At 72.2% G+C, this 19,616-nt stretch carries 16 protein-coding genes; 8 read left to right on the top strand and 8 right to left on the bottom strand.

Annotated features, from left to right (window positions below; genetic code table 11):
* Nucleotides 1-228: 228 nt before the first annotated feature.
* The 4 genes from atzF to ACFYW8_RS18830 form a co-directional block, all read right to left on the bottom strand.
* Entirely contained in the window at nt 229-1,896 is a 1,668-nt protein-coding gene (atzF, locus tag ACFYW8_RS18845) for an allophanate hydrolase (RefSeq protein ID WP_389076076.1), read from the bottom strand.
* A gap of 94 nt (nt 1,897-1,990) precedes the next feature.
* Nucleotides 1,991-5,518, bottom strand: a complete 3,528-nt coding sequence (locus ACFYW8_RS18840) for a 5-oxoprolinase/urea amidolyase family protein (protein ID WP_389076072.1) — start codon at nt 5,516-5,518, stop codon at nt 1,991-1,993.
* Complete coding sequence (locus ACFYW8_RS18835; protein WP_389076069.1) at nt 5,515-6,114, bottom strand: urea amidolyase associated protein UAAP2; 600 nt, start codon at nt 6,112-6,114, stop codon at nt 5,515-5,517. Before ACFYW8_RS18835 ends, ACFYW8_RS18840 begins: the two co-directional genes overlap by 4 nt.
* The gene (locus tag ACFYW8_RS18830; protein WP_389076063.1) at nt 6,111-6,935 is read right to left on the bottom strand and encodes an urea amidolyase associated protein UAAP1; all 825 of its coding nucleotides are present in this window, start codon (nt 6,933-6,935) and stop codon (nt 6,111-6,113) included. The genes ACFYW8_RS18835 and ACFYW8_RS18830 overlap by 4 nt, the downstream gene beginning before the upstream one ends.
* A gap of 214 nt (nt 6,936-7,149) precedes the next feature.
* On the opposite strand from ACFYW8_RS18830, the gene ACFYW8_RS18825 reads away from it, so the two are divergent.
* The 6 genes from ACFYW8_RS18825 to ACFYW8_RS18800 all read left to right on the top strand — a co-directional run bounded on the left by ACFYW8_RS18825 (nt 7,150) and on the right by ACFYW8_RS18800 (nt 12,790).
* A complete protein-coding gene (locus ACFYW8_RS18825) occupies nt 7,150-7,776 on the top strand; it encodes a helix-turn-helix domain-containing protein (RefSeq protein ID WP_365875188.1) in 627 nt (208 codons plus the stop codon).
* Nucleotides 7,777-8,174: 398 nt separating this feature from the next.
* On the top strand, nt 8,175-9,761 hold the full coding sequence (locus ACFYW8_RS18820; RefSeq protein ID WP_389076057.1) for a sensor histidine kinase: 1,587 nt from the start codon (nt 8,175-8,177) through the stop codon (nt 9,759-9,761).
* The gene (locus tag ACFYW8_RS18815) at nt 9,758-10,165 is read left to right on the top strand and encodes a roadblock/LC7 domain-containing protein (protein ID WP_266756789.1); all 408 of its coding nucleotides are present in this window, start codon (nt 9,758-9,760) and stop codon (nt 10,163-10,165) included. The genes ACFYW8_RS18820 and ACFYW8_RS18815 overlap by 4 nt, the downstream gene beginning before the upstream one ends.
* On the top strand, nt 10,162-10,611 hold the full coding sequence (locus ACFYW8_RS18810) for a DUF742 domain-containing protein (RefSeq protein WP_389076051.1): 450 nt from the start codon (nt 10,162-10,164) through the stop codon (nt 10,609-10,611). Before ACFYW8_RS18815 ends, ACFYW8_RS18810 begins: the two co-directional genes overlap by 4 nt.
* A complete protein-coding gene (locus ACFYW8_RS18805; RefSeq protein WP_266756785.1) occupies nt 10,592-11,212 on the top strand; it encodes an ATP/GTP-binding protein in 621 nt (206 codons plus the stop codon). Before ACFYW8_RS18810 ends, ACFYW8_RS18805 begins: the two co-directional genes overlap by 20 nt.
* Before the next feature lie 75 nt (nt 11,213-11,287).
* Complete coding sequence (locus ACFYW8_RS18800; protein ID WP_389076047.1) at nt 11,288-12,790, top strand: cytochrome P450; 1,503 nt, start codon at nt 11,288-11,290, stop codon at nt 12,788-12,790.
* Here the strand turns inward: ACFYW8_RS18800 and ACFYW8_RS18795 are convergent.
* From ACFYW8_RS18795 to ACFYW8_RS18780, 4 genes are all read right to left on the bottom strand, one after another.
* Nucleotides 12,784-13,743: an RluA family pseudouridine synthase gene (locus ACFYW8_RS18795; protein WP_389076045.1), complete on the bottom strand. Its 960-nt coding sequence runs from the start codon at nt 13,741-13,743 to the stop codon at nt 12,784-12,786. The two genes, ACFYW8_RS18800 and ACFYW8_RS18795, sit on opposite strands and share 7 nt — an antisense overlap.
* Before the next feature lie 4 nt (nt 13,744-13,747).
* Nucleotides 13,748-15,301, bottom strand: coding sequence for an amino acid permease (locus tag ACFYW8_RS18790; RefSeq protein ID WP_389076041.1), 1,554 nt, complete (start codon nt 15,299-15,301; stop codon nt 13,748-13,750).
* 265 nt (nt 15,302-15,566) lie between these two features.
* Complete coding sequence (locus ACFYW8_RS18785; RefSeq protein WP_389076037.1) at nt 15,567-16,403, bottom strand: siderophore-interacting protein; 837 nt, start codon at nt 16,401-16,403, stop codon at nt 15,567-15,569.
* 102 nt (nt 16,404-16,505) lie between these two features.
* Nucleotides 16,506-17,444: a 5'-3' exonuclease gene (locus ACFYW8_RS18780; RefSeq protein ID WP_365875340.1), complete on the bottom strand. Its 939-nt coding sequence runs from the start codon at nt 17,442-17,444 to the stop codon at nt 16,506-16,508.
* Nucleotides 17,445-18,176: 732 nt separating this feature from the next.
* Between ACFYW8_RS18780 and ACFYW8_RS18775 the strand changes: the two genes are divergently transcribed.
* A complete protein-coding gene (locus tag ACFYW8_RS18775; protein WP_389076032.1) occupies nt 18,177-18,758 on the top strand; it encodes a helix-turn-helix domain-containing protein in 582 nt (193 codons plus the stop codon).
* Between the two features lie 114 nt (nt 18,759-18,872).
* Nucleotides 18,873-19,589 (top strand): helical backbone metal receptor, encoded by a 717-nt coding sequence (locus tag ACFYW8_RS18770; protein ID WP_365875342.1) that lies wholly within the window; start codon nt 18,873-18,875, stop codon nt 19,587-19,589.
* The last annotated feature ends 27 nt before the right edge of the window (nt 19,590-19,616 follow it).

Genomic DNA, 19,616 nt, shown 5'->3' with positions numbered 1-19,616 from the left:
CCCGGCGCCCACGTGTCCCGGTGACCGGGGGCACGGGCGCCCCGGCGCCTGTCGCCCGTGGAGGCGGTCGCGTCGGCCGACGGCGTTCGCGGGCAGGGCGGCCCTGGCATGACGTTCGTCCGGCGGCCGTCTGTTCGGCAGCCGACTCCACCGGCGCACGTTTTCGGCGGGGTGCGGCGCACGGCTCCGCGCCCGAGTCGCGCGCGTGCTGTCGGGGACCCCGGTGGGTCAGCGGGCCGGGTGGCGGCTCACGTACGCGCGCCAGCCGCCGTACTCCGTGATGTCGGGCGCGCCGTCCAGCGCGCCGGGTTCGCAGAGGAATCCGGGCACGCAGCTGCCGTCGGCCAGTTCGACGCTGCCCAGCGTCATCGGGCGGGGTAGCGCCGCCAGCAGGCGTCCGAGGCCGTCCGCCGGGAGGGTCCACACCTCGGTCTCGACGGCGGCGCCGCCGCTCGGGCCGACATGGACGAGACCCGGCTTCGGCGGGCTGGTGGCCAGGGCGTGCAGTCGGTACACGGCGGCGGTGGTGGTCGTACGGTCGAGGCGGGCGCCCAGGGACAGCAGTTGCGTGTTCAGCGGCTGGCCGGACAGATGCGCCCCCACCACGGCGAGGCGCGTCTCCGGCTCCAGCGAGCGGGCGATCCGTGCCAGCCGTTCGTCGGTGAACGCCGGGCCGATCAGCATCACGCCGAAGGGGAGTCCGGCGGGAGTCCGCCCGGCGGGGACGGCGACGGCCGCCAGGTCGAAGAGGTTCGTGGAGTTGGTGAAGCGGCCCAGCCGGGCGTTGGCGCCCAGCGGGTCGGCGGCCACCTCGGCGAGCGTGGGATGGCCGGGCGCCGTGGGCAGGAGCAGCGCGTCCGCGTCGGCCAGTTCGGCGAGCGCGCGGGCGCGCAGGCAGGCCAGCCGCTCCTGGTCGGCGTACAGGCGGTGGGCCGGGATGTCCCGGGCACGGGTGATGATCCCCGCGACGGTCGGGTCGAGACCGGCACTCCCCTCGGCGGTCAGCTTGTCGACAAAGCTCCCCACCGCCGTGTAGCGCTCGGCGACGAACGCGCCCTCGTAGAGCATCGCGGCGGCCTCCGTGAACGGGGTGAGGTCGAGAGTGCGCACCTCGGCCCCCGCCGCGACGAGCCGGTGCACGGCGGCCTCGTACGCCTCTGCCCAGCCCTCGTCCAGCTCGCCGAGCTGTGCCGTCGGCGGGACGGCGACGCGCCAGGGGCCGGGCGCGCGCCGCGCGAGGGGCGGAAGCTCGCGTCCGGAGGGGGAGACCAGGTGGGAGAGGGCCTGTTCGGCCTCGGGAAGGGTGCGGGCGAACACGGTCACGCAGTCCAGGGAGGCGCAGGCCGGGACGACGCCGGTCGTGGGCACCAGGCCGCGGGTCGGCTTGAGGCCGACGATGCCGTTGAACGCGGCGGGGACGCGGCCGGAGCCGGCGGTGTCCGTGCCGAGTGCGAGGTCGACGATGCCGAGGGCCACCGCCACGGCGGATCCCGAGCTGGAGCCGCCGCTGATCCGTTCCGGGTCCAGGGCGTTCCGGACGGCGCCGTGCGGTGAGCGGGTGCCGACCAGGCCGGTGGCGAACTGGTCGAGGTTCGTCGTGCCGAGGACGACGGCCCCGGCCGCGCGCAGGCGGGCGACCGCGGGGGCGTCGGCCTGCGGGGTGTACGCGTAGGCCGGGCAGCCGGCGGTGGTGGGCAGGCCCTTGACGTCGATGTTGCCCTTCACGGCGAGGAGCGTGCCGGCGAGCGGGAGGCGCTCGCCGGCGGCGATGCGGGCGTCCACGGCACGGGCTTCGTTCTCGGCTTCCGCCCGGGGGCGCAGGTCGATCCAGATCTCGGGGCGGTCCACGGCCTCGATACGGGCGTACGCCATGCGGACTCGGGTGAGGGCGGACATCGGAACTCCTTGTGCTGGGTACGGGTGCGGGACCCGGTGCCGTGGCGGCGTGGCTCGTGCGGGTGGCGGGGGAGTGCCAGGGACCGGCGGAGGGTCAGGGTGCCGGCGGTTCCGGGGGCGCGAGCACCAGCAGGGCAGTGCCCGCCTCCACCTGGTCGCCCGGTTTGGCGAGGATCCGCTGGACCACGCCGTCGACCGGGGCGGGGACGCGTGACTCCATCTTCATCGCCTCCAGGGCGAGCAACGGCTGCCCCGCCGTCACCCGCTCACCGGGCTCCACGTTCAGCTGCCACACCGACGCGGCGAACTCCGCCTCGATCAGCCTGCCGCCCTCCGGGACGCTCACCTCGACGGCCGGCGCCGACGGGGCTCCCGCCGCGTCCGCGCGGGTGAACTCGCCAGCCGCCTCCCAGGCGTCGCGCTCGGTGGAGAACGCGCCGCCCTGCCGGGACCGGAACTCCGCGATGGACTGGGCGTTCTCGGCGAGGAAGTCCTCGTACGCGGCGAGCGAGAACGTGCCCTCCTCGACGCGCGGCACGAAGCGGCCGGAGATGATGTCGGCCCGCAGCTCCAGGAGTTCGTCCGCGTCCACCGGATACCACTTGATCCGGTCGAAGAAGCGCAGCAGCCAGGGCGAGCCCGGCTCGAACGCGCCGCGCTGCTGCCAGCCCGACCACACCTGGGTCGTACGGCCGACGAACTGGTAGCCGCCGGGGCCCTCCATGCCGTAGACGCAGAGGTAGGCGCCTCCGATGCCGACCGAGTTCTCGGCGGTCCAGGTGCGCGCCGGGTTGTACTTGGTGGTCACCAGGCGGTGGCGGGGGTCCAGGGGGGTGGCCACCGGTGCGCCCAGGTAGACATCGCCGAGGCCGAGGACGAGGTACTCCGCGTCGAACACCGTGCGGTACACGTCGTCCACCGAGTCCAGGCCGTTCACGCGGCGGATGAACTCGATGTTCCACGGGCACCAGGGAGCGTCGTCGCGGACCCCGGCCATGTAGCGGGCGATGGCCTCGCGGGTGGCCGGGTCGTCCCAGGACAGCGGGAGGTGGACGGTCCTGGAGGGCACGACGAGCTGGTCGCTCGGCGGCAGCGCGCGGACCGTCCGCCGTACGGCTTCCAGGAGTTCGCGCTGGGGCAGCCGACGCGGGTCCGCCTGGATCTGGAGCGAGCGGATGCCCGGCGTCAGGTCGGTGACGCCGTCGAGATCCGCTTCCGTCACCGCCTCCATGAGTGCGTGGACCCGCATGCGCAGGGCCAGGTCGAGTTGCATGGGCCCGAACTCGACGAGCAGGTTGTCGTCGCCGCTGCGGCGGTAGGTCACGTCGCCGTCCCTGGCCAGCACCCCGCCGTCGACGATCGCGGGCCGTGCCGAACCGTCGTCGGCGAGCGGGGCGAAGCGCACGGTGTCGCCGGGGCGGAGCTGGCCGAGCTTCCAGCGCTCGGTGCTGACGACGGTCGCCGGGCAGACGAAGCCGCCGAGGGAGGGGCCGTCCGGGCCGAGCAGCACCGGCATGTCGCCGGTGTAGTCGACGGCCCCGACCGAGTAGGGCGTGTCGTGGATGTTGGACGGGTGCAGTCCGGCCTCGCCGCCGTCCGTGCGGGCCCAGCGGGGTTTCGGGCCGACGAGCCGGACGCCGGTGCGGGCCGAGTTGAAGTGGACCTTCCAGTCGGCGGCGTAGAAGTCGTGGATGTCGTCCTCGGTGAAGAACTCCGGTGCGGCGTGCGGGCCTTCGAGGGCGCCGACCCGCCACTCGGCCGTGAAGCCGGGACGGTCGCCGGGTGGCACGGGTGCCCCGTGTGCCGTGACCGCGCCGCCGTGCAGTACGTCGCCGGTCCGCAGGGTCCGGCCCCCGTGGCCGCCGAACCGGCCGAGCGTGAAGGTGGAGGCGCTGCCGAGGAACGCGGGCACGTCCAGGCCGCCGCCCGCGAACAGTACATAGGTGCGCAGACCGTGCCCGGTGGGCGCGCCGACCTCCAGCACCGCCCCGGCCGGCACGGTCACCGGCTCCCACTGGGCGACGGGCGAGCCGTCCATCGTGACCGGCGCGTGGGCCCCTGTGACGCAGACCGTCGTGGCGTGGGTGAACCTCAACGCCGGTCCCCGCAGGGTGCATTCGAGGCCCGGCGCGCCCTCGGGGTTGCCGAGGGCGCGGTTGCCGAGCCGGAAGGAGAGGTCGTCCATCGGGCCGCACGGCGGTACCCCGACCTGCCAGTAGCCGGTGCGGCCGGGCCAGTCCTGCACGGTGGTGAGCGTGCCGCCGGACACGACCTCGACACGCGGGGTGGGATCGGTGACACCCGCGAGGGTGGCGGTCGAGTGCTCGGCCCGCCGGAAGGACGGTTCGGCGAGCGCGGCCCGCACCAGACCGAGGTTGGTCTCGATGCCGTCCACCCGGGTTCTGGCCAGTGCCTCGTCGAGCCGCTCCAGGGCGTGCGCCCGGTCCGGCCCGTACGCGATGATCTTCGCGAGCATCGGGTCGTACGACGTGGTCACCTCGGTGCCCGTCTCGACCCAGCCGTCCACGCGGACGCCGCCGGGGAACTCCACCCGCGTCAACAGGCCCGCGCTCGGCCGGTGTTCGCGCGAGGGATCCTCGGCGTACACCCGTGCCTCGACGGCGTGACCGCGGGGCGCCCCCGGATCCCGTACGACCTCGGACTCGCCCCGGGCCAGGCGCAGCATCCAGCCGACCAGGTCGACACCGTAGATCTCCTCGGTGACCGGATGCTCCACCTGGAGACGGGTGTTGACCTCCAGGAAGTACGCCTCCTCGCGGGCGGCGTCGTAGACGAACTCGACCGTCCCGGCGGAGCGGTAGCCGACGGAGGCGCACAACTCGCGTGCGGCGGAGGCGAGTTCGGCGCGCACGCGAGAGGGCAGGCCGGGGGCGGGCGCCTCCTCCAGGACCTTCTGGTTGCGGCGCTGGAGGGAGCAGTCGCGGTCGCCGAAGGTGACGACCCGGCCCCGGCCGTCACCGAAGACCTGCACCTCGACATGACGGGCGTGCTCGACCAGGCGTTCGAGGAAGACCCCGGCCGAGGAGAAGGAGGCCGCCGCGACGCGCTGCACCCGGTCCCAGGCCTCGGTCAGGTCACCGGCGGATCGACATGCCGACATGCCGATGCCGCCGCCACCGCCGGTGGCCTTGAGCATGACCGGGTAGCCGATGCGACCGGCCGCCTCCAGGGCCTCGGGAAGCCCGGCGAGCAGCCCGGTGCCCGGCGCCAGCGGCACCCCCGCGGCCTCGGCCGCCGCCCGTGCCGTGTGCTTGGCGCCGAACAGCTCCAGCTGCTGCGGTGTCGGCCCGACGAACACGATCCCGGCGTCCTCGCAGCGCCGCGCGAACGCGGCGTCCTCGGACAGGAAGCCGTACCCGGGGTGGATGGCCCCGGCCCCGGTGTCCTTGGCCGCCTTCAGGACCAGGTCGCCGTCGAGGTAGGACTCCTTCGCGGGAGCCGGGCCGAGGCGTACGGCCTCGTCGGCGAGCCGGACGTGGGGCGCCGCGCGGTCGGCGTCGGAGTACACGGCGACCGTGCGCAGGCCCAGTTCGCGGGCCGTCCGGATGATCCGGACGGCGATCTCGCCGCGGTTGGCGATCAGCAGGGTGTCGAAGGTCATGCGGACGCCCCGATCGTCATCGCGACCGCCGTCGGTTCGAAGCCGTTGCACGGGTTGTTGATCTGCGGGCAGTTGGAGACGAGCACGATCACATCGCGTTCGGCGCGCAGGGTCAGCCGCAGTCCGGGCGCGGAGATGCCGTCGACGATGCCGAGGGTGCCGTCCTTCTCGACCGGCACGTTCATGTACCAGTTGATGTTCGAGACGAGATCGCGCTTGCCGAGGCCGTGACGGGCGCCCTCCGCGAGGAAGTTGTCCACGCAGGCGTGCTGGGACCAGGTGTGGTGCCCGTAGCGCAGGGTGTTCGACTCCTTGGAGCAGGCGCCGCCGACCGTGTCGTGCCGGCCGACCTCGTCCTCGACGACCGTCATCAGCGGGGTGTGCTCGTTGGACATCAGCACGCTGCCCGTGGTCAGGAAGATGTTGCCCTGCGCCTGGATGGTGTCGGGCGCGCTGTAGCGGACGGCGGTGTCCTCGGCGGCGTACACCAGGAAGTCGACGGCCTGGTTGCCGTGCAGATCGGTGACGGTGAGCGTCTGGCCGGTGCGGACGACGGCGGACCAGGTGGCCCTGGCCGGGACGGTGACGTGCGTCATGCGAGCCCCCTCGTGGCAAGGAATTCGGCGGTGTTGAGGAAGGCGCGGCGGCCCTCCGGGGTGGCCTCCCACAGCGGGTCGCCCGCCGTCGTGGCCCGCGCGCGCCAGGCCAGCACCTCCAGGGGGGTGCTCGTGTAGTCCGGGCGCGGATCGGCCGGGTGCGGCACGTTCGCGATCAGCACGGTGACGTCCTGCTCGGCGCGCAGGGTGACGGTGCCGCCGGCGCCGGCCGAGCCGGTGAAGTCGAGTGAGCCGTCGTCGCGGATCTCCACGCCCTGGAAGAAGGAGAGCGAGGGCGGCAGATCGCGGGGTCCGAGTCCGTTCTTGGCGGCGGCCAGCTTGAACAGTTCGCGTCCGGCCGGGGACGCGGACTGCGGAGTGCCGTCCCCGTACCGCTCGGTGTTGCGTACGAGCGTGGAGGTGCCGCACAGCGCGTCGTGCCGTCCGGAGGAGTCGGCGACCACCGAGACCAGCACCCGGCCCTGGTCGGAGAGGAGCAGCTGCCCCTGCCTCAGATAGGCGTTCCACTGCACCTTGACGGTGTCGGCGACGTTCAGGCGCTCCCACGGGCGGTCCGCGACGTACAGCAGCAGGTGCGCGCAGGCGTCGCCGGTGAGGTCGGTCAGGCGCAGTTCGGTGCCCCGGGCCAGCACCTTGTGCGTGTAGTTGCCGCCCGCCACGGTCTCCGCCCACACCAGATGGCCCGCCTCGCAGGGCGGCGCCGGCCAGTCGCCCGCAGGGACCACGGGCATGGCCTCGGCGCGGGCCCCCTCCTGGGCGCGGGCGTGGTCGCGTGCTCCGTGGGTGGTCGCTGTCGCCATCGCGGGTCCTCCGGCTCCTGGGCAATTTCTGTCGCCCGACAGAAATTAGAGGCGGGGTGGGTCGCGGCCGTGTCCCGTGTGTTGCCGCGCGGTTACCTGTCCCTCACGGAGGGTTCGCCGCCGGGGCGGCCGGGTCCGGGAGCCGTCGCCCGGTGTGTGCCGCGCACCTCGCGGCGCCCCGTCGGCGCACGTCGTGTGTGCGAGGATCGAACGCATGGGAACGGGTGGCGGGCGACGGGTCGGCAGGCCTCGGGCCGCGCAGCGGCCGGACAGCGGGCTCACACCGCGCGCCGAACTGCTCGACGCGGCGGCCGAGTTGTTCACGACGCGGGGATACGCGGCCACCACCACGCGTGCCGTCGCCGAGCGGGCGGGCATGCGCCAGGCGTCCATGTACCACTACGTGTCCGGCAAGGAGGAGCTGCTCGCCGAGCTCCTGGAGTCCACGGTCACGCCGTCGCTGGCGTTCGCCCGCGAGCTCCTCGCCGATGACACGGCGCCGGCGGAGGGCCGGCTGTGGGAGCTGTGCCGCACCGACGTGCAGGTGCTCTGCGGGGGCCCGCACAACCTCGGCGGTCTCTATCTGCTGCCCGAGGTGCGCACCGAACGCTTCGCCGGCTTCCACGCCGTACGCGCCGAACTCAAGGACACCTACCGTCAGTTGCTCGCCGCGACGGCGGCAGGGGGCGCGCTCGCCAAGAGCGAGCTGGATCTGCGGACGGATCTGCTGTTCGGGCTGATCGAGGGAGTCATCCTCGTGCACCGCTCCGATCCGCAGCGCCCGGTGTCCGCCTTCGCCGAGGCCACGGCGGACGCGGCGCTGCGCATCGCCGGAATCTGAGTCCTCGCCGCCGCTTTTCCCGTCGCCTCGCCACCAGCTTCCCCGCCGCCGCTACGCCGCCGCCACGCTGTCGCCGCTTCGGCGCGACCGGGCCGTCATCACCCCCGGTGAGACGGGGTCTCGCACACCCGCACGCCATCACACACCGTGTGCGCATGGAGGCGCAGCGTGCAAATGGGGCTGAGGGTACTCCAGTCTTATGGGCGATTTCAGGTGCTTGCTGAATATGACACAGCGATGATCCGGTCGGACTAAGCTCGCCCGCAGCGCACCGAGTTGGGATGTAATCGTGCGCTTGTTCCCAAAAGTTCCGAAGATCTCGTTTGGGTCATGCCGATGCATGCCGTTTCCCCCACAAACCTCCCCCACCCCCAGCCGACTTGTCTCAGAGGGCATACATGGTGAGTGTTCAATCGCCTCCCGGTGACAGTGAACTTCCCTACGCGCGCGTGCTGTTGCTGCCGGCCATACTGATGGCGGTGGCCACCGGCGCCGCGGTCGCCGCGGTGACGGAGCCTGCCCGGGGCGCGGTCGCCCTGTGCGGTGGCTTCGCCACACTGCTGGTCATCGCGATCGGCGGCGAAGCCGTCCGGCGCGGCCGCCTCGCCCGTGACCTGCGGGCCGACTTCGCGCGCCGCACCGCCTCCCTGGAACAGCGCGTCGCCGCGCACGATCAGGAGATCGTGCGGTTCACCCGGGAGGTCCTGCCGTACGCGATCGACCGGCTGCACGACGGGGATTCCCCCTCGGAAGTGCTTCGCACCCTGGGTCGCGACGACCCGGACCTCCGTGAAATCCCCAAGTCCCAGAAGGACTTGCTGAAGAAGCTGCTCAAGATCATCGACACCGAGGAGTCGATGCGCGACGCCGCGCAGCGCTCCTTCGTCAATATCGCCCGGCGCGTCCAGGCCATCGTCCACCAGCAGAACAACGAACTCCGCGAGATGGAGGAGGACCACGGGCGCAACCCCGAGGTCTTCGACGACCTGCTGCGCATCGACCACGGCACCGCGCTGATCGGGCGGCTCGCCGACTCCATCGCCGTACTGGGCGGCGGCCGCCCCGGACGCCAATGGCCGGAGCCCGTACCGCTGTTCAGCGTGCTGCGCGGCGCGATGTCGCGCATCCTGGAGTACCGGCGCATCGAGCTGCACAACATCGTCGACATCGCCGTCGACGGCGTGTCCGTCGAACCGCTCATCCACGCCCTGGCCGAGCTCCTGGACAACGCCACCCGGTACTCGCCGCCGCACACCAAGGTCCACGTCACCGCCATCGAGGTGCAGACCGGCATCGCCATCGAGATCGAGGACGGCGGCGTCAGTCTCAGCGACGAGGCCCGCGGCAAGATCGAGGAGCTGCTCCGGCTGGCCGCGGAGGGCGTCGACCCGAACGTCATGGGCCAGGCGCCCCGGCTCGGCATGGCCGTCGTCGGACGACTCGCGCAGATGTACAGCATGCAGATCTCGCTGCGGCAGTCCGCGTACGGCGGTGTCCGCGCCGTCCTCGTCGCCCCGCGCGCCATGCTCACCACCGACTTCGCCCCCGGTCTCGCGCACGGCATCGGAGCCACCTCCGTGACCGGCATCGACAACGGCGGGGTCGAGGGCCCGGCGCGCAAGCCCAAGAAGCGCCGGCCGACCACGGGCCCCCGCATCCCCTCGTCGAGCGGCGACCTCCGCGAGGACGACGTCCCGGTGGTCACGGAGTGGACGCCGGGCGGTCTGCCGCAGCGCCGCAGCCGGGTCAAGGTCCCGCTCAGCCAACGGTACGCCGAGGCGCGTGCCGAGCAGGAGGCCGCCGAGGCCGCCGGCGCCACGGCGTCGTGGGAACCCGACCCCGAACCACAGGAGAAGGAGCCCGAACCCGGACTGTGGGTCGAGGCGTTCATGAACGGACTCAAGGGTGACCCGGACCCGACCGCGTCCAGCACGGACAACCAGCCGGCCCCTGCCGAGGCCGACGACGAGGGGGACCTCAAGTGATCCAGCAGCGAGCCAACTTCGACTGGATGCTCAAGGATCTCGCCGACGGAGTGCCGGGCATCCAGCAGATCGTGGTGCTCTCCGCCGACGGACTGCGCATCGCCCGCTACGGCGGCGATCCGGACGCGGCCGACCGGGTCGCCGCGGCCTGTGCGGGCCTGCAGAGCCTGGCCGGGGCCGTCGCGGGCGAGATCCCCAAGAGCGACGGCCGGATGCGGATGGTCATCATCGAGATCAACGGCGGCTACTTCTACCTGATGTCGGCGGGAGCCAACGCCTACCTCGCGGTGCTCGCCAACCAGACCGCGGAACCGGGGCTGATGAGCAACCGCATGCGTGACCTCGTCGTACGGATCGGTGCCCATCTCACGAGCCCGCCGCGGCGCAACGGGCAGACCGTATGACTCCTCCGCAACGCCGGCGGCGCCGACCCAAGGAGCGGCCCCCGGAACCCCCCGCGACAAGCCTCCCCCTCGCGGACCCGGAAGACCGCGAGGGGGAGGGGGGCCAGGGCAAACCCAAGAACCCCGAGCGGCTGTACGTGCTCACGGGCGGTGGTGAGGGCACCGACCGGGCCGAACTCGACCTCGTCACCCTCGTCGTGGCGCGCGCCGAGTCACCGCCCCCCGCCACCCAGCCGGAGCAGTCCGCCCTGCTGCGGCTGTGCAAGGCACCTCTGTCCGTGGCCGAGATCTCGGCCTATCTCAATCTGCCGTACAGCGTGGTGACCGTCCTGCTCACCGAGCTGCTGGCGGCCGAACTGGTACAGGCGCGCGCCCCGATCGTCCGGCAGGCGCTCCCCGACCGTTCCCTCCTCGAAGCGGTGATGCATGGACTTCAAAAGCTCTGACACCATCACGGGCCCTCGCGCCGAGGACCACCTGCCGCACACCGCGCAGGCGGCGGTGAAGATCGTGATCGTGGGCGGTTTCGGAGTCGGCAAGACGACCATGGTGGGCTCCGTCAGCGAGATCAAGCCGCTGACGACCGAGGAGACCATGACGCAGGCCGGCATCGGAGTCGACGACAACTACGGGTCCGAGACCAAGACGGCCACCACCGTGGCCATGGACTTCGGCCGGATCTCCATCACGGACCAACTGGTGCTCTACCTGTTCGGCACTCCGGGCCAGGAGCGCTTCTGGTTCCTGTGGAACGGCCTGTTCGAGGGAGCGCTCGGCGCGGTCGTCCTGATCGACACCCGCCGTCTGGAAGTCAGCTTCGACGTCATCGGCCGCCTGGAGGAGCGCGGCGTTCCGTTCGTCGTCGCGATAAACGACTTCCCCGACGCGCCCCGGTACCCGGTCGAGGACCTGAGGGCCGCGCTCGACCTGGCGGAGGAGATCCCGATCGTGAAGTGCGACGCCCGCCGCAGAGCCTCCAGCCGCGACACCCTGATGACCCTGATGCGGTTCCTGCATTCCCTGGCGATGACGTCGGCGCGCGTCTGAACGCCGTACCGTGAAACGGCATCCGCTCGCCAACTCCCCATTCATAGAACGTATTTGAGCTTCGGAGCGATCACTGTGACGACCGAATCCCACTCCCCGGCCGGTACCGGACAACCCGCGTTGGGCGGCCCGCCCCCAGGCTGCCCCGCCCATGCGACCGGCCCCGGCGTCGGTCCGGGCGTGGGTCCCGGCGGTCTGCGCCGCCTGTACGGGCCGGAGGCGGAGGACCTGGGTGCGCTGTACGAGAAGCTCCGTGCCGAACACGGATCCGTCGCACCCGTGCTGCTGCACAACGACGTGCCGATCTGGGTGGTCCTCGGCCATGCCGAGAACCTGCACATGGTCAGCACGCCCTCCCACTACGCGCGCGACAGCCGGCTGTGGACCGCCGTCAAGGACGGCACGGCGGGCGCCGACCATCCCCTCGCCCCGCACATCGCCTGGCAGCCCATCTGCTCCCACGCCGAGGGCGACGAGCACCTGCGGCTGCGCGGAGCCGTCACCGGCGCCATGTCGACCATCGACTTCCGCAGCCTGCGCCGCTACATCAACCGCGCGACGCAGCGCCTGGTCAACGCGTTCTGCGAGCTGGGCGAGGCCGATCTGGTGGGGCAGTTCGCCGAGCATCTGCCGATGTCCGTGCTCTGCGAGATCATCGGCATGCCCGAGGACTACAACGACCGCATGGTGCAGGCCACCCGCGACCTGCTCAAGGGAACCGAAACCGCGATCGCCAGCAACGAGTACGTCATGAGCGTACTGACGCAGCACACCCTGCGACGCCGTGCCGAGCCCGAGGAGGACTTCACCAGCCATCTCATCAACCACCCGGCCCGGCTCACCGACGACGAGGTCGCCCAGCACCTGCGGCTCGTTCTGCTCGCCGCGTACGAGGCGACCGCCAACCTCATCGCCAATGTGCTGCGCATGGTGCTCACCGACCCGCGCTTCCGGGCCCAGTTGAACGGCGGGCAGATGACCGTTCCCGAGGCGGTCGAGCAGTCGCTGTGGAACGAGCCGCCGTTCAGCGCCGTCCTCGGCTACTTCGCCAAGCAGGATACGGAGCTCGGCGGTCAGCGCATCCGCAAGGGCGACGGACTGCTGTTCGGGATCGCGCCGGGAAACGTCGACCCCCGGATCCGGCCCGACCTGGCCGCCAGCATGCAGGGCAACCGCTCCCACCTCGCCTTCGGCGGCGGTCCCCACGAGTGCCCGGGGCAGGACATCGGCCGTGCCATCGCCGATGTCGGCGTCGACGCGCTGCTGCTACGGCTGCCGGACGTCGAACTCGACTGCGACGAGAGCGACCTGCGCTGGCGGGGCTCCATGTCGTCGCGCCACCTCGTGGATCTGCCCGTGCGATTCGAGCCCAAGCCGACGCAGGACGTCAAGGGCCGGCCCTCCGTCCGCGCGCTGCCCGCCCAGCGGTCCCACTGGCAGGTCACGACGGACACCGAGGCACCGGCCTCGCCCGCCGCGCCGCGGCCGGTGGCCCCCGAACCCGTCCCGGCCGCTCCCGGAGCCGCCCGCGGGCAGAGCGCCTGGCAGCGCTTCCTGCGCTGGTGGCGCGGCTACTGATCCCCGGCGGTCCGGGCCGACCAGACGTCGTACGAGGCCCACGCCTGAAGCACCCGTTCGCTCACGAACCGATGAGCCTCTCCGGTGACCGGATCGGTGAACTCCAGCGTCCGCGCCAGCAGTTGCAGCGGACGCCGGAAGTCACCGGCCGGCACCGGACCGGTCACCACCGGGTACAGCGGATCGCCGAGGATGGGCACGCCCAACGCGCTCATGTGCACCCGGAGTTGATGGGTCTGGCCGGTACGGGGCGTCAGCCGGTAGCGCCCCAGCCCGTTCCGGCGTTCCACCAGTTCGATCCCGGTGACCGCGTTCGGCTCGCCCGCCACCTCCCGCGCGGCCATCACCCCGCGCTCCTTGAGGATGCGGCTGGTGACCGTGCGCGGCAGCCCGAGACCGGAGTCGTAAGGCGCCACGGCCTCGTACTCCTTGTCGACCAGCCGGTCGCGGAACAGCGACTGGTACGCGCCGCGTTCCCCGGGCCGTACGGTGAACAGTACGAGCCCGGCGGTCAGCCGGTCGAGGCGGTGAGCGGCGCCCAGCTCCGGCAGGGCCAGCTCCCGGCGCAGCCGGGCGAGGGCCGTCTCGGCGACATGGCTGCCGCGGGGTGTGGTGGCGAGGAAGTGCGGCTTGTCGGCGACGACGATGTGCTCGTCCCGGTACACCACGTCGAGCGGGAACGGCACCGGCTCCTCGTCGGGCAGCTCCCGGTGGAACCACACGAACATCCCCGGCGCGTAGGCCGCTTCGGCGGTCAGCGGCCGTCCGTCCTCGCCGACGATCAGCCCCTCGTCGATCATCGCGTCGATGACCCCGTCGCCCGCCGCGAGCCGCTCCACCAGATACTCCCGAACCGTGGCCGAACTCCCCTCCCGCGGCAGTCTGATCCGCACGGGGTCGACCCCGTGGCGCTGCGGGAGGGGGGAGGGCGGGATCCGGGGCTTGCGTCTCACCCGGTCAAGCGTACGAGGCCGGGACGACCTCGGGAGCCGTCGCCGCCGCGGCCCGCGTCCTGAAGGCCCGGTACCCGGCGCCCGCGACCAGCGTCACACCGAGGAACAGCAGGGTGAACCAGCGGAAGTACCAGTGTCCGCCCGCCGGGTCGTACACCGCGGCGCGCGGCCACGCGAGGTTGACGGTCATGAAGAGGCCGTAGACGAGGGCGAGCGCGTTGACGGGGATGCCCCAGCGGCCGAGGGAGAAGAGCGGGGCGCCCGTCTCGTCGGTGCCGTCCGCGGTGAACCGCCCGCGCAGCCGGCGTACCAGCAGCGGCCCGGTGACCATCGCGTAGGCGAGGTACAGCATCACGATGCAGGTGGTGCCGATCGCCAGGAACGCGTCCGGCGAGGCGAAGTTCAGGAGCAGCAGAGCGGCCGAGAGGACGCCGACGACCAGGGCGGGGGCGCTCGGCACACCGGTGCGCGGGTCGACCTTCGCGAGACGTCCGGAGAAGGGGAGCTGGTTGTCGCGGGCCATCGAGAAGAGCATGCGGCAGGCGGCGGTCTGGATCGCCAGGGTCGCCACCGCGATGGCCACCACCACGTCGGCGAGCAGAGCCCGGCCGACCCCGTCGCCGAGGCTGCTGGTCAGGACGTAGCTCAGGCCGTCGACACCGAGGCGGCCGTCGGTCAGGCTCGGGGCGGCCAGCAGCCCGCCGAGCACGATCAGTCCGCCGAGCAGGCCGGCCGCGCCGAGCGCGGTGAGGATCGTACGGGGCGCGGTGCGCCGCGGGTGGTGGGTCTCCTCGCTCATCTCGCCGGCGCTGTCGAAGCCGATCATCACGTACGCGGCCATGAACGAGCCCACCATGAGTGCCCCGAACAGACCGCTGCCGGTGCCTTCGCCGGTGTGGAAGGTGATGCCGGGGGAGCGCTCGGAGTGGGTGAGCAGCAGCACGATGATCAGGACGGCGCCGATGATCTCGGCGGTGACGCCGATCCGGTTGACCGCGGACATCACGCGGTTGTCGAGGACGTTCACCAGCGTGGTCAGGACGAGCAGGACGACGCCGAGGACGGCCGCGTTGGCGGCGCCGTCGGGGCTGGTGGGCGCCGGATCGCTGCCCACCAGCTGGAAGCCGGACCAGATCGCGGGAAGCACCATCTGCAGGGCGAGAGCCGCCGCGGCGACCACGACGATCTGTCCGATCACCATGATCCAGCCGGCGAACCAGCCGAAGGACAGGTTCGACAGACGCGAGGACCACTGGTAGATCGCGCCGGAGATCGGGTAGCGCGCGGCCAGTTCCGCGAAGCACGCGGCGACCGCGAGCTGGCCGATCAGCACGGCCGGCCAGGTCCAGAAGAAGACCGGGCCGCCGAAGGCGTACCCGAAGGCGAAGAACTGGAAGACCGTCGTGAGGACGGAGATGAAGGAGAATCCGGCGGCGAACGACGCGTACCGGCCGAGGCTGCGGTGCAGCTCCTGGCGGTAGCCGAACTCGGTCAGGGACCGGTCGTCGGGGGTCTCGGGCGGATCGGGGCGTACCTCGGAGGGGGCGGTGGTGGTCACGGCGGCACCTGCCTTCGGCGCGGAAGGGAGAGGGATTCCCGGAATTCCTGTCGGGTGACAGAAATTAGGGAGCCCCTGTTTCACCCGCGTGACGTGGCCGTGTCGGCGACGGGCCGAAGTCCTCACGCCCTCGCGGCCCCCGCCGCCCATGGCCGAGAGGCCGGTCCCGCGCCACGGGCGGACCGGCCTCTCGGCGCATACGTCAGGAGGCGGCCCGCGCGACGCGGGTCCGCCTCCTGATGACGTACGGGGTGGTGAGCCGGTGTCAGGCCGACGCCTCCTGCTCCGCCTCCACCTGGGCGTTCCACGCGCGCTTCGCCGCCTGCCAGCCGTCCTCGTTGTGACCGAGACGCCAGTAGCCGGAGATGGACAGGTCGTCGCGCGGAATCCCGCGCTCGACCCGCAGCAGCGCCCGCAGCTCCTTCACGAACCCCGCCTCGCCGTGCACGAACGCGTGCACCCGGCCCTCCGGGAACTCCAGGGCCCGTACGGCCTCCACCAGAGCCGCGCCGACGGGCCGGTCACCGCGGTGCAGCCAGACGACCTCCGCGTCGGAGTCGATCTTCTGCTCCTCCGCGGGCCCGGAGACCTCGACGAAGGCGCGCACGACGGCGCCGTCGGGCAGCGACTCCAGGGCGACGGCGATCGCGGGCAGCGCGCTCTCGTCACCGGCGAGCAGATGCCAGTCGGCGCCGTGGTCGGGAGCGTAGGCGCCACCGGGCCCCATGAACCGGACGACCTCGCCCGGCTGCACCCGAAGGGCCCACGGTCCGGCGAGCCCCTCGTCGCCGTGCACCACGAAGTCCAGGGTCAGCTCGCGCACTTCGGGGTCCCAGGAGCGCACGGTGTACGTCCGGGTCACCGGCCACTGCTCGCGCGGGAACTCCTCGCGGATGCTCTCCAGGTCGAAGGGCTCGGGATACGTGACGCCCGGGGCGCCGAACAGCAGCTTCACGTAATGGTCGGTGCTCGTGCCCGTGGCGAAGCCGGCAAGGGTGTCGCCTCCCAGCACCACCCGTTGCATGTGGGGGGTCAGCCGCTCGGTCCGCACGACCTTCGCGGAGTGGGGCTTCCGGGGCTTGCGTTCCGGGCGCTCTGCCATGACTGCCTCCTGATTCGCATGCTTAGGCTTACCTAAGTTAGCACCCCTTCCCCTGCGGTACCTAGGCATGAAGTGGTATCAGTCGTGTCAGAGGCGTTGGGGTTACGCCTGCAGCGTCGTGAGCAGGCGGTGCAACGAGCCGCCCAGGCCCCAGCGCTCGGCCAGTTCGTCCAGCGCGGCCGGATGGCGCGGAGCGTGCGGCAGCGCCGTCTCCACCTCGGGCAGCGGAACGTCCCCGGCCACCTTGACGACGGTCGGCGCCACGGCGAGGTACGGCCGCGACTCGTCGAGCCGCTTGCGCTGAGAAGGCGTCAACCTGGCCTTCGGGTCGTCGACCGCGGCCATGATCCCGGCCAGGTCGCCGAACTCGGCGAGCAGTTTGGCGGCCGTCTTCTCCCCGATGCCCGGCACTCCGGGCAGCCCGTCGCTCGGGTCGCCGCGCAGCAGTGCCAGGTCCGCGTACCCCGGACCGTCCACGCCGTACTTCTCGCGCAGCCAGGCCTCGTCGGTGAGCTGGAGCGTGCCGACGCCCTTGAGGGGGTACAGCACGCGCACCCCCCGCTTGTCGTCGACCAGTTGATACAGGTCGCGGTCTCCGGTGACGATGTCGACCGGGCCGGTGGCGCGTCCCGTGAACGTGCCGATCACGTCGTCCGCCTCGTATCTCTCGACCCCAACGCGCGCGATGCCCAGCGCGTCCAGGACGTCCTCGATGACGGGCACCTGCGGGGAGAGCGTGTCCGGCACCTCCTCCTCGTCCGGGCCGGTCTCGGTCTCCACCGCGACCCGGTGCGCCTTGTACGACGGGATCAGGTCGACCCGCCACTGCGGGCGCCAGTCCGCGTCCATGCAGGCCACCAGATCGTCCGGGCGGTGGTCCTTGACCAGGCGGTCGATGAACTCCAGCAGCCCGCGCACGGCGTTCACCGGTGTGCCGTCCGGGGCCTTCACGGACTCCGGCACGCCGAAATACGCGCGGAAGTACAGCGAGGCGGTGTCGAGAAGCATGAGTCGTCGCGTCTGCAGTGTCACGCTCCGCATCATGCCGTACACCACTGACAGTGACCTGGACCACTCCCGTGTTCGCTCCGCGTAGCGGGGGTGGCCCGCCGCTCCGAGCGTGCTGAACGGTTCACTCCGAGGGGGGTTCTCGTCGTACGGGTTCCTTTGACCCGTGCGGCGCGGGCCACCCCTCCCGGCGCGCGGACTCTCCCCGTCCGGGCGGACGCCGGTCCGCACGCGCGGCCGACGACGCCGGTGGTCACGTACTGGCGTACGAGAGAGATCCGGACAACCGTGACGCGGTCCGTGACCGCGCCCTCCCGAAGCGTTTTCGGTCCGCTGCGTCGACCGCGCGCTCGACCTGCCGGCCGCCCGCGCACCGCTCCGAGGGCCCGCCGCACATCAGCTCCGTGTCCGGCGGCACGGCCGAACACATCGGCCACCGCGGGCCGCGGGGCGGCGCGGACGGTCAACTGGGCACCGGGAGAACGGACTTCAGGATCCGATTCGCCGGCCGGCGGGTCCGGACGGGCATCCCGCCCTGGTGATCGGCCATTTCGTCTCGCGCGAGGGCTCCGCGGCGCCGGGCGCGCGACGGCTCGCGCGGTGGCGCGAACTGTAACCCTCACACTCCCTCGATGTGACAGCGATGTGACGGGTCCATGAAACGGTTTGCCGAACATGCGTAGGGTGCAAACAACTCATCAGAAGCGGCGGACCGGAAATCCGGGCGGTTCGCGGACCGACGACGCGAGGGAGGGAGCCGGAGCCATGGGCGACCACAAAGAACAGCCCCTTCGGGTGGGCGCGGCCGTACGGCGACGGCGTCGGGCACTGCGGCTCACCCTTGCCGTCGTGGCCGAGCGCAGTGGTTTGTCGGTGCCCTTTCTCAGCCAGGTGGAGAACGAGCGGGCGCGCCCCAGCAGAAGTTCCCTGGAGAGAGTCGCCGATGCCCTCGGCACCACCGCCGTCGAACTGCTCGCCGCCGCCGACCCGGCGTGCAGTGTCGACGTCGTGCGCGCCGACGCCGGTGCCGAGTTCACCCCCGAAGCCCACGCGCGCCCTCTGGTGCGCGGTCACCATCAGCTGCACGCCACCGAGTTCACCGGCGACCACGAAGAGGGACGCGAACTCCAGCACCGCAACGACAAGTTGATGTACGTCGCCGACGGCGCCGTCGAGGTCGAGGCGGAAGGGCGTGCCCATCGCCTCGGGCGCGGTGACACGCTCTATCTGACGGGCGGGGTGCGGCACCGCTGGCGCGCCACCGTGCCGGACACCCGGGTGGTCGTCGTCGAGGTCGCCGACCACATCGACCCGGTGGAGGACCGGCACACCTTCGGCAAGCGCTGAGCGGCGCGGCCGAGGAGGGTGCGGGCGGAGCCGGCGCGGGCGGGAACGAGGCGCGGGAGGACGGCGCGCGAGAGGATGGCGGGAGAGACGACGGCGCGGGAGAGGCGGACGGGTATGCGGGTGGTGTCCCTCGTGCCCTCGCTCACGGAGGCCGTCGCCGTGTCCGTGCCCGCCGTGCTGGTCGGCGCGACCGACTGGTGCAGCCACCCCGCGGACCTCGACGTCATACGGATCGGGGGTACCAAGAACCCCGACGTCGACGCCGTCGTACGGCTCGCGCCCGACCTCGTCGTCGCCAACGAGGAGGAGAACCGGCGGCCCGATCTGACCGCGTTGCGGGAGGCCGGGATCGAGGTACTGGTCACCGAGGTGCGGGACGTGCCCGGGGCCCTTCGCGAACTGGACCGGGTGCTCGACGCGTGCGGCGCGCGCGGTCGTCCGCGCTGGCTGGACGCGGCGGAGGCCGCCTGGGCGAAGCCGCCCGCGGCCGCCCGCCGCAGGACCGCGGTCGTGCCGATCTGGCGGCGGCCCTGGATGGTGCTGGGCCGGGACACCTTCGCCGGAGACGTCCTGGCCAGACTCGGCGTCGACAACGTCTACGCGGACCACGAGGAGCGCTACCCCCGCATCCCGCTCGCCGAGCTGACCGCGGCGGCCCCCGACCTCGTGGTGCTGCCCGACGAGCCGTACCGCTTCACCGCCGACGACGGGCCCGAGGCCTTCCCCGCGGTACCCTGCGCCCTCGTCGACGGTCGCCTGCTGACCTGGTACGGACCTTCGCTGGCGGAGGCGCCCGCACGGCTCGGCGAGGCGCTGCGCCCCGCCGGCTGATGGCCGGGCGGCCGAGAGGGCCGGTCG

The sequence above is a fragment of the Streptomyces sp. NPDC002742 genome (assembly GCF_042888885.1).
Classification (GTDB): Bacteria; Actinomycetota; Actinomycetes; order Streptomycetales; family Streptomycetaceae; genus Streptomyces.
Note: the sequence above shows the minus strand (reverse complement) of the source record. Positions and strands in the feature narration are given on the sequence as shown.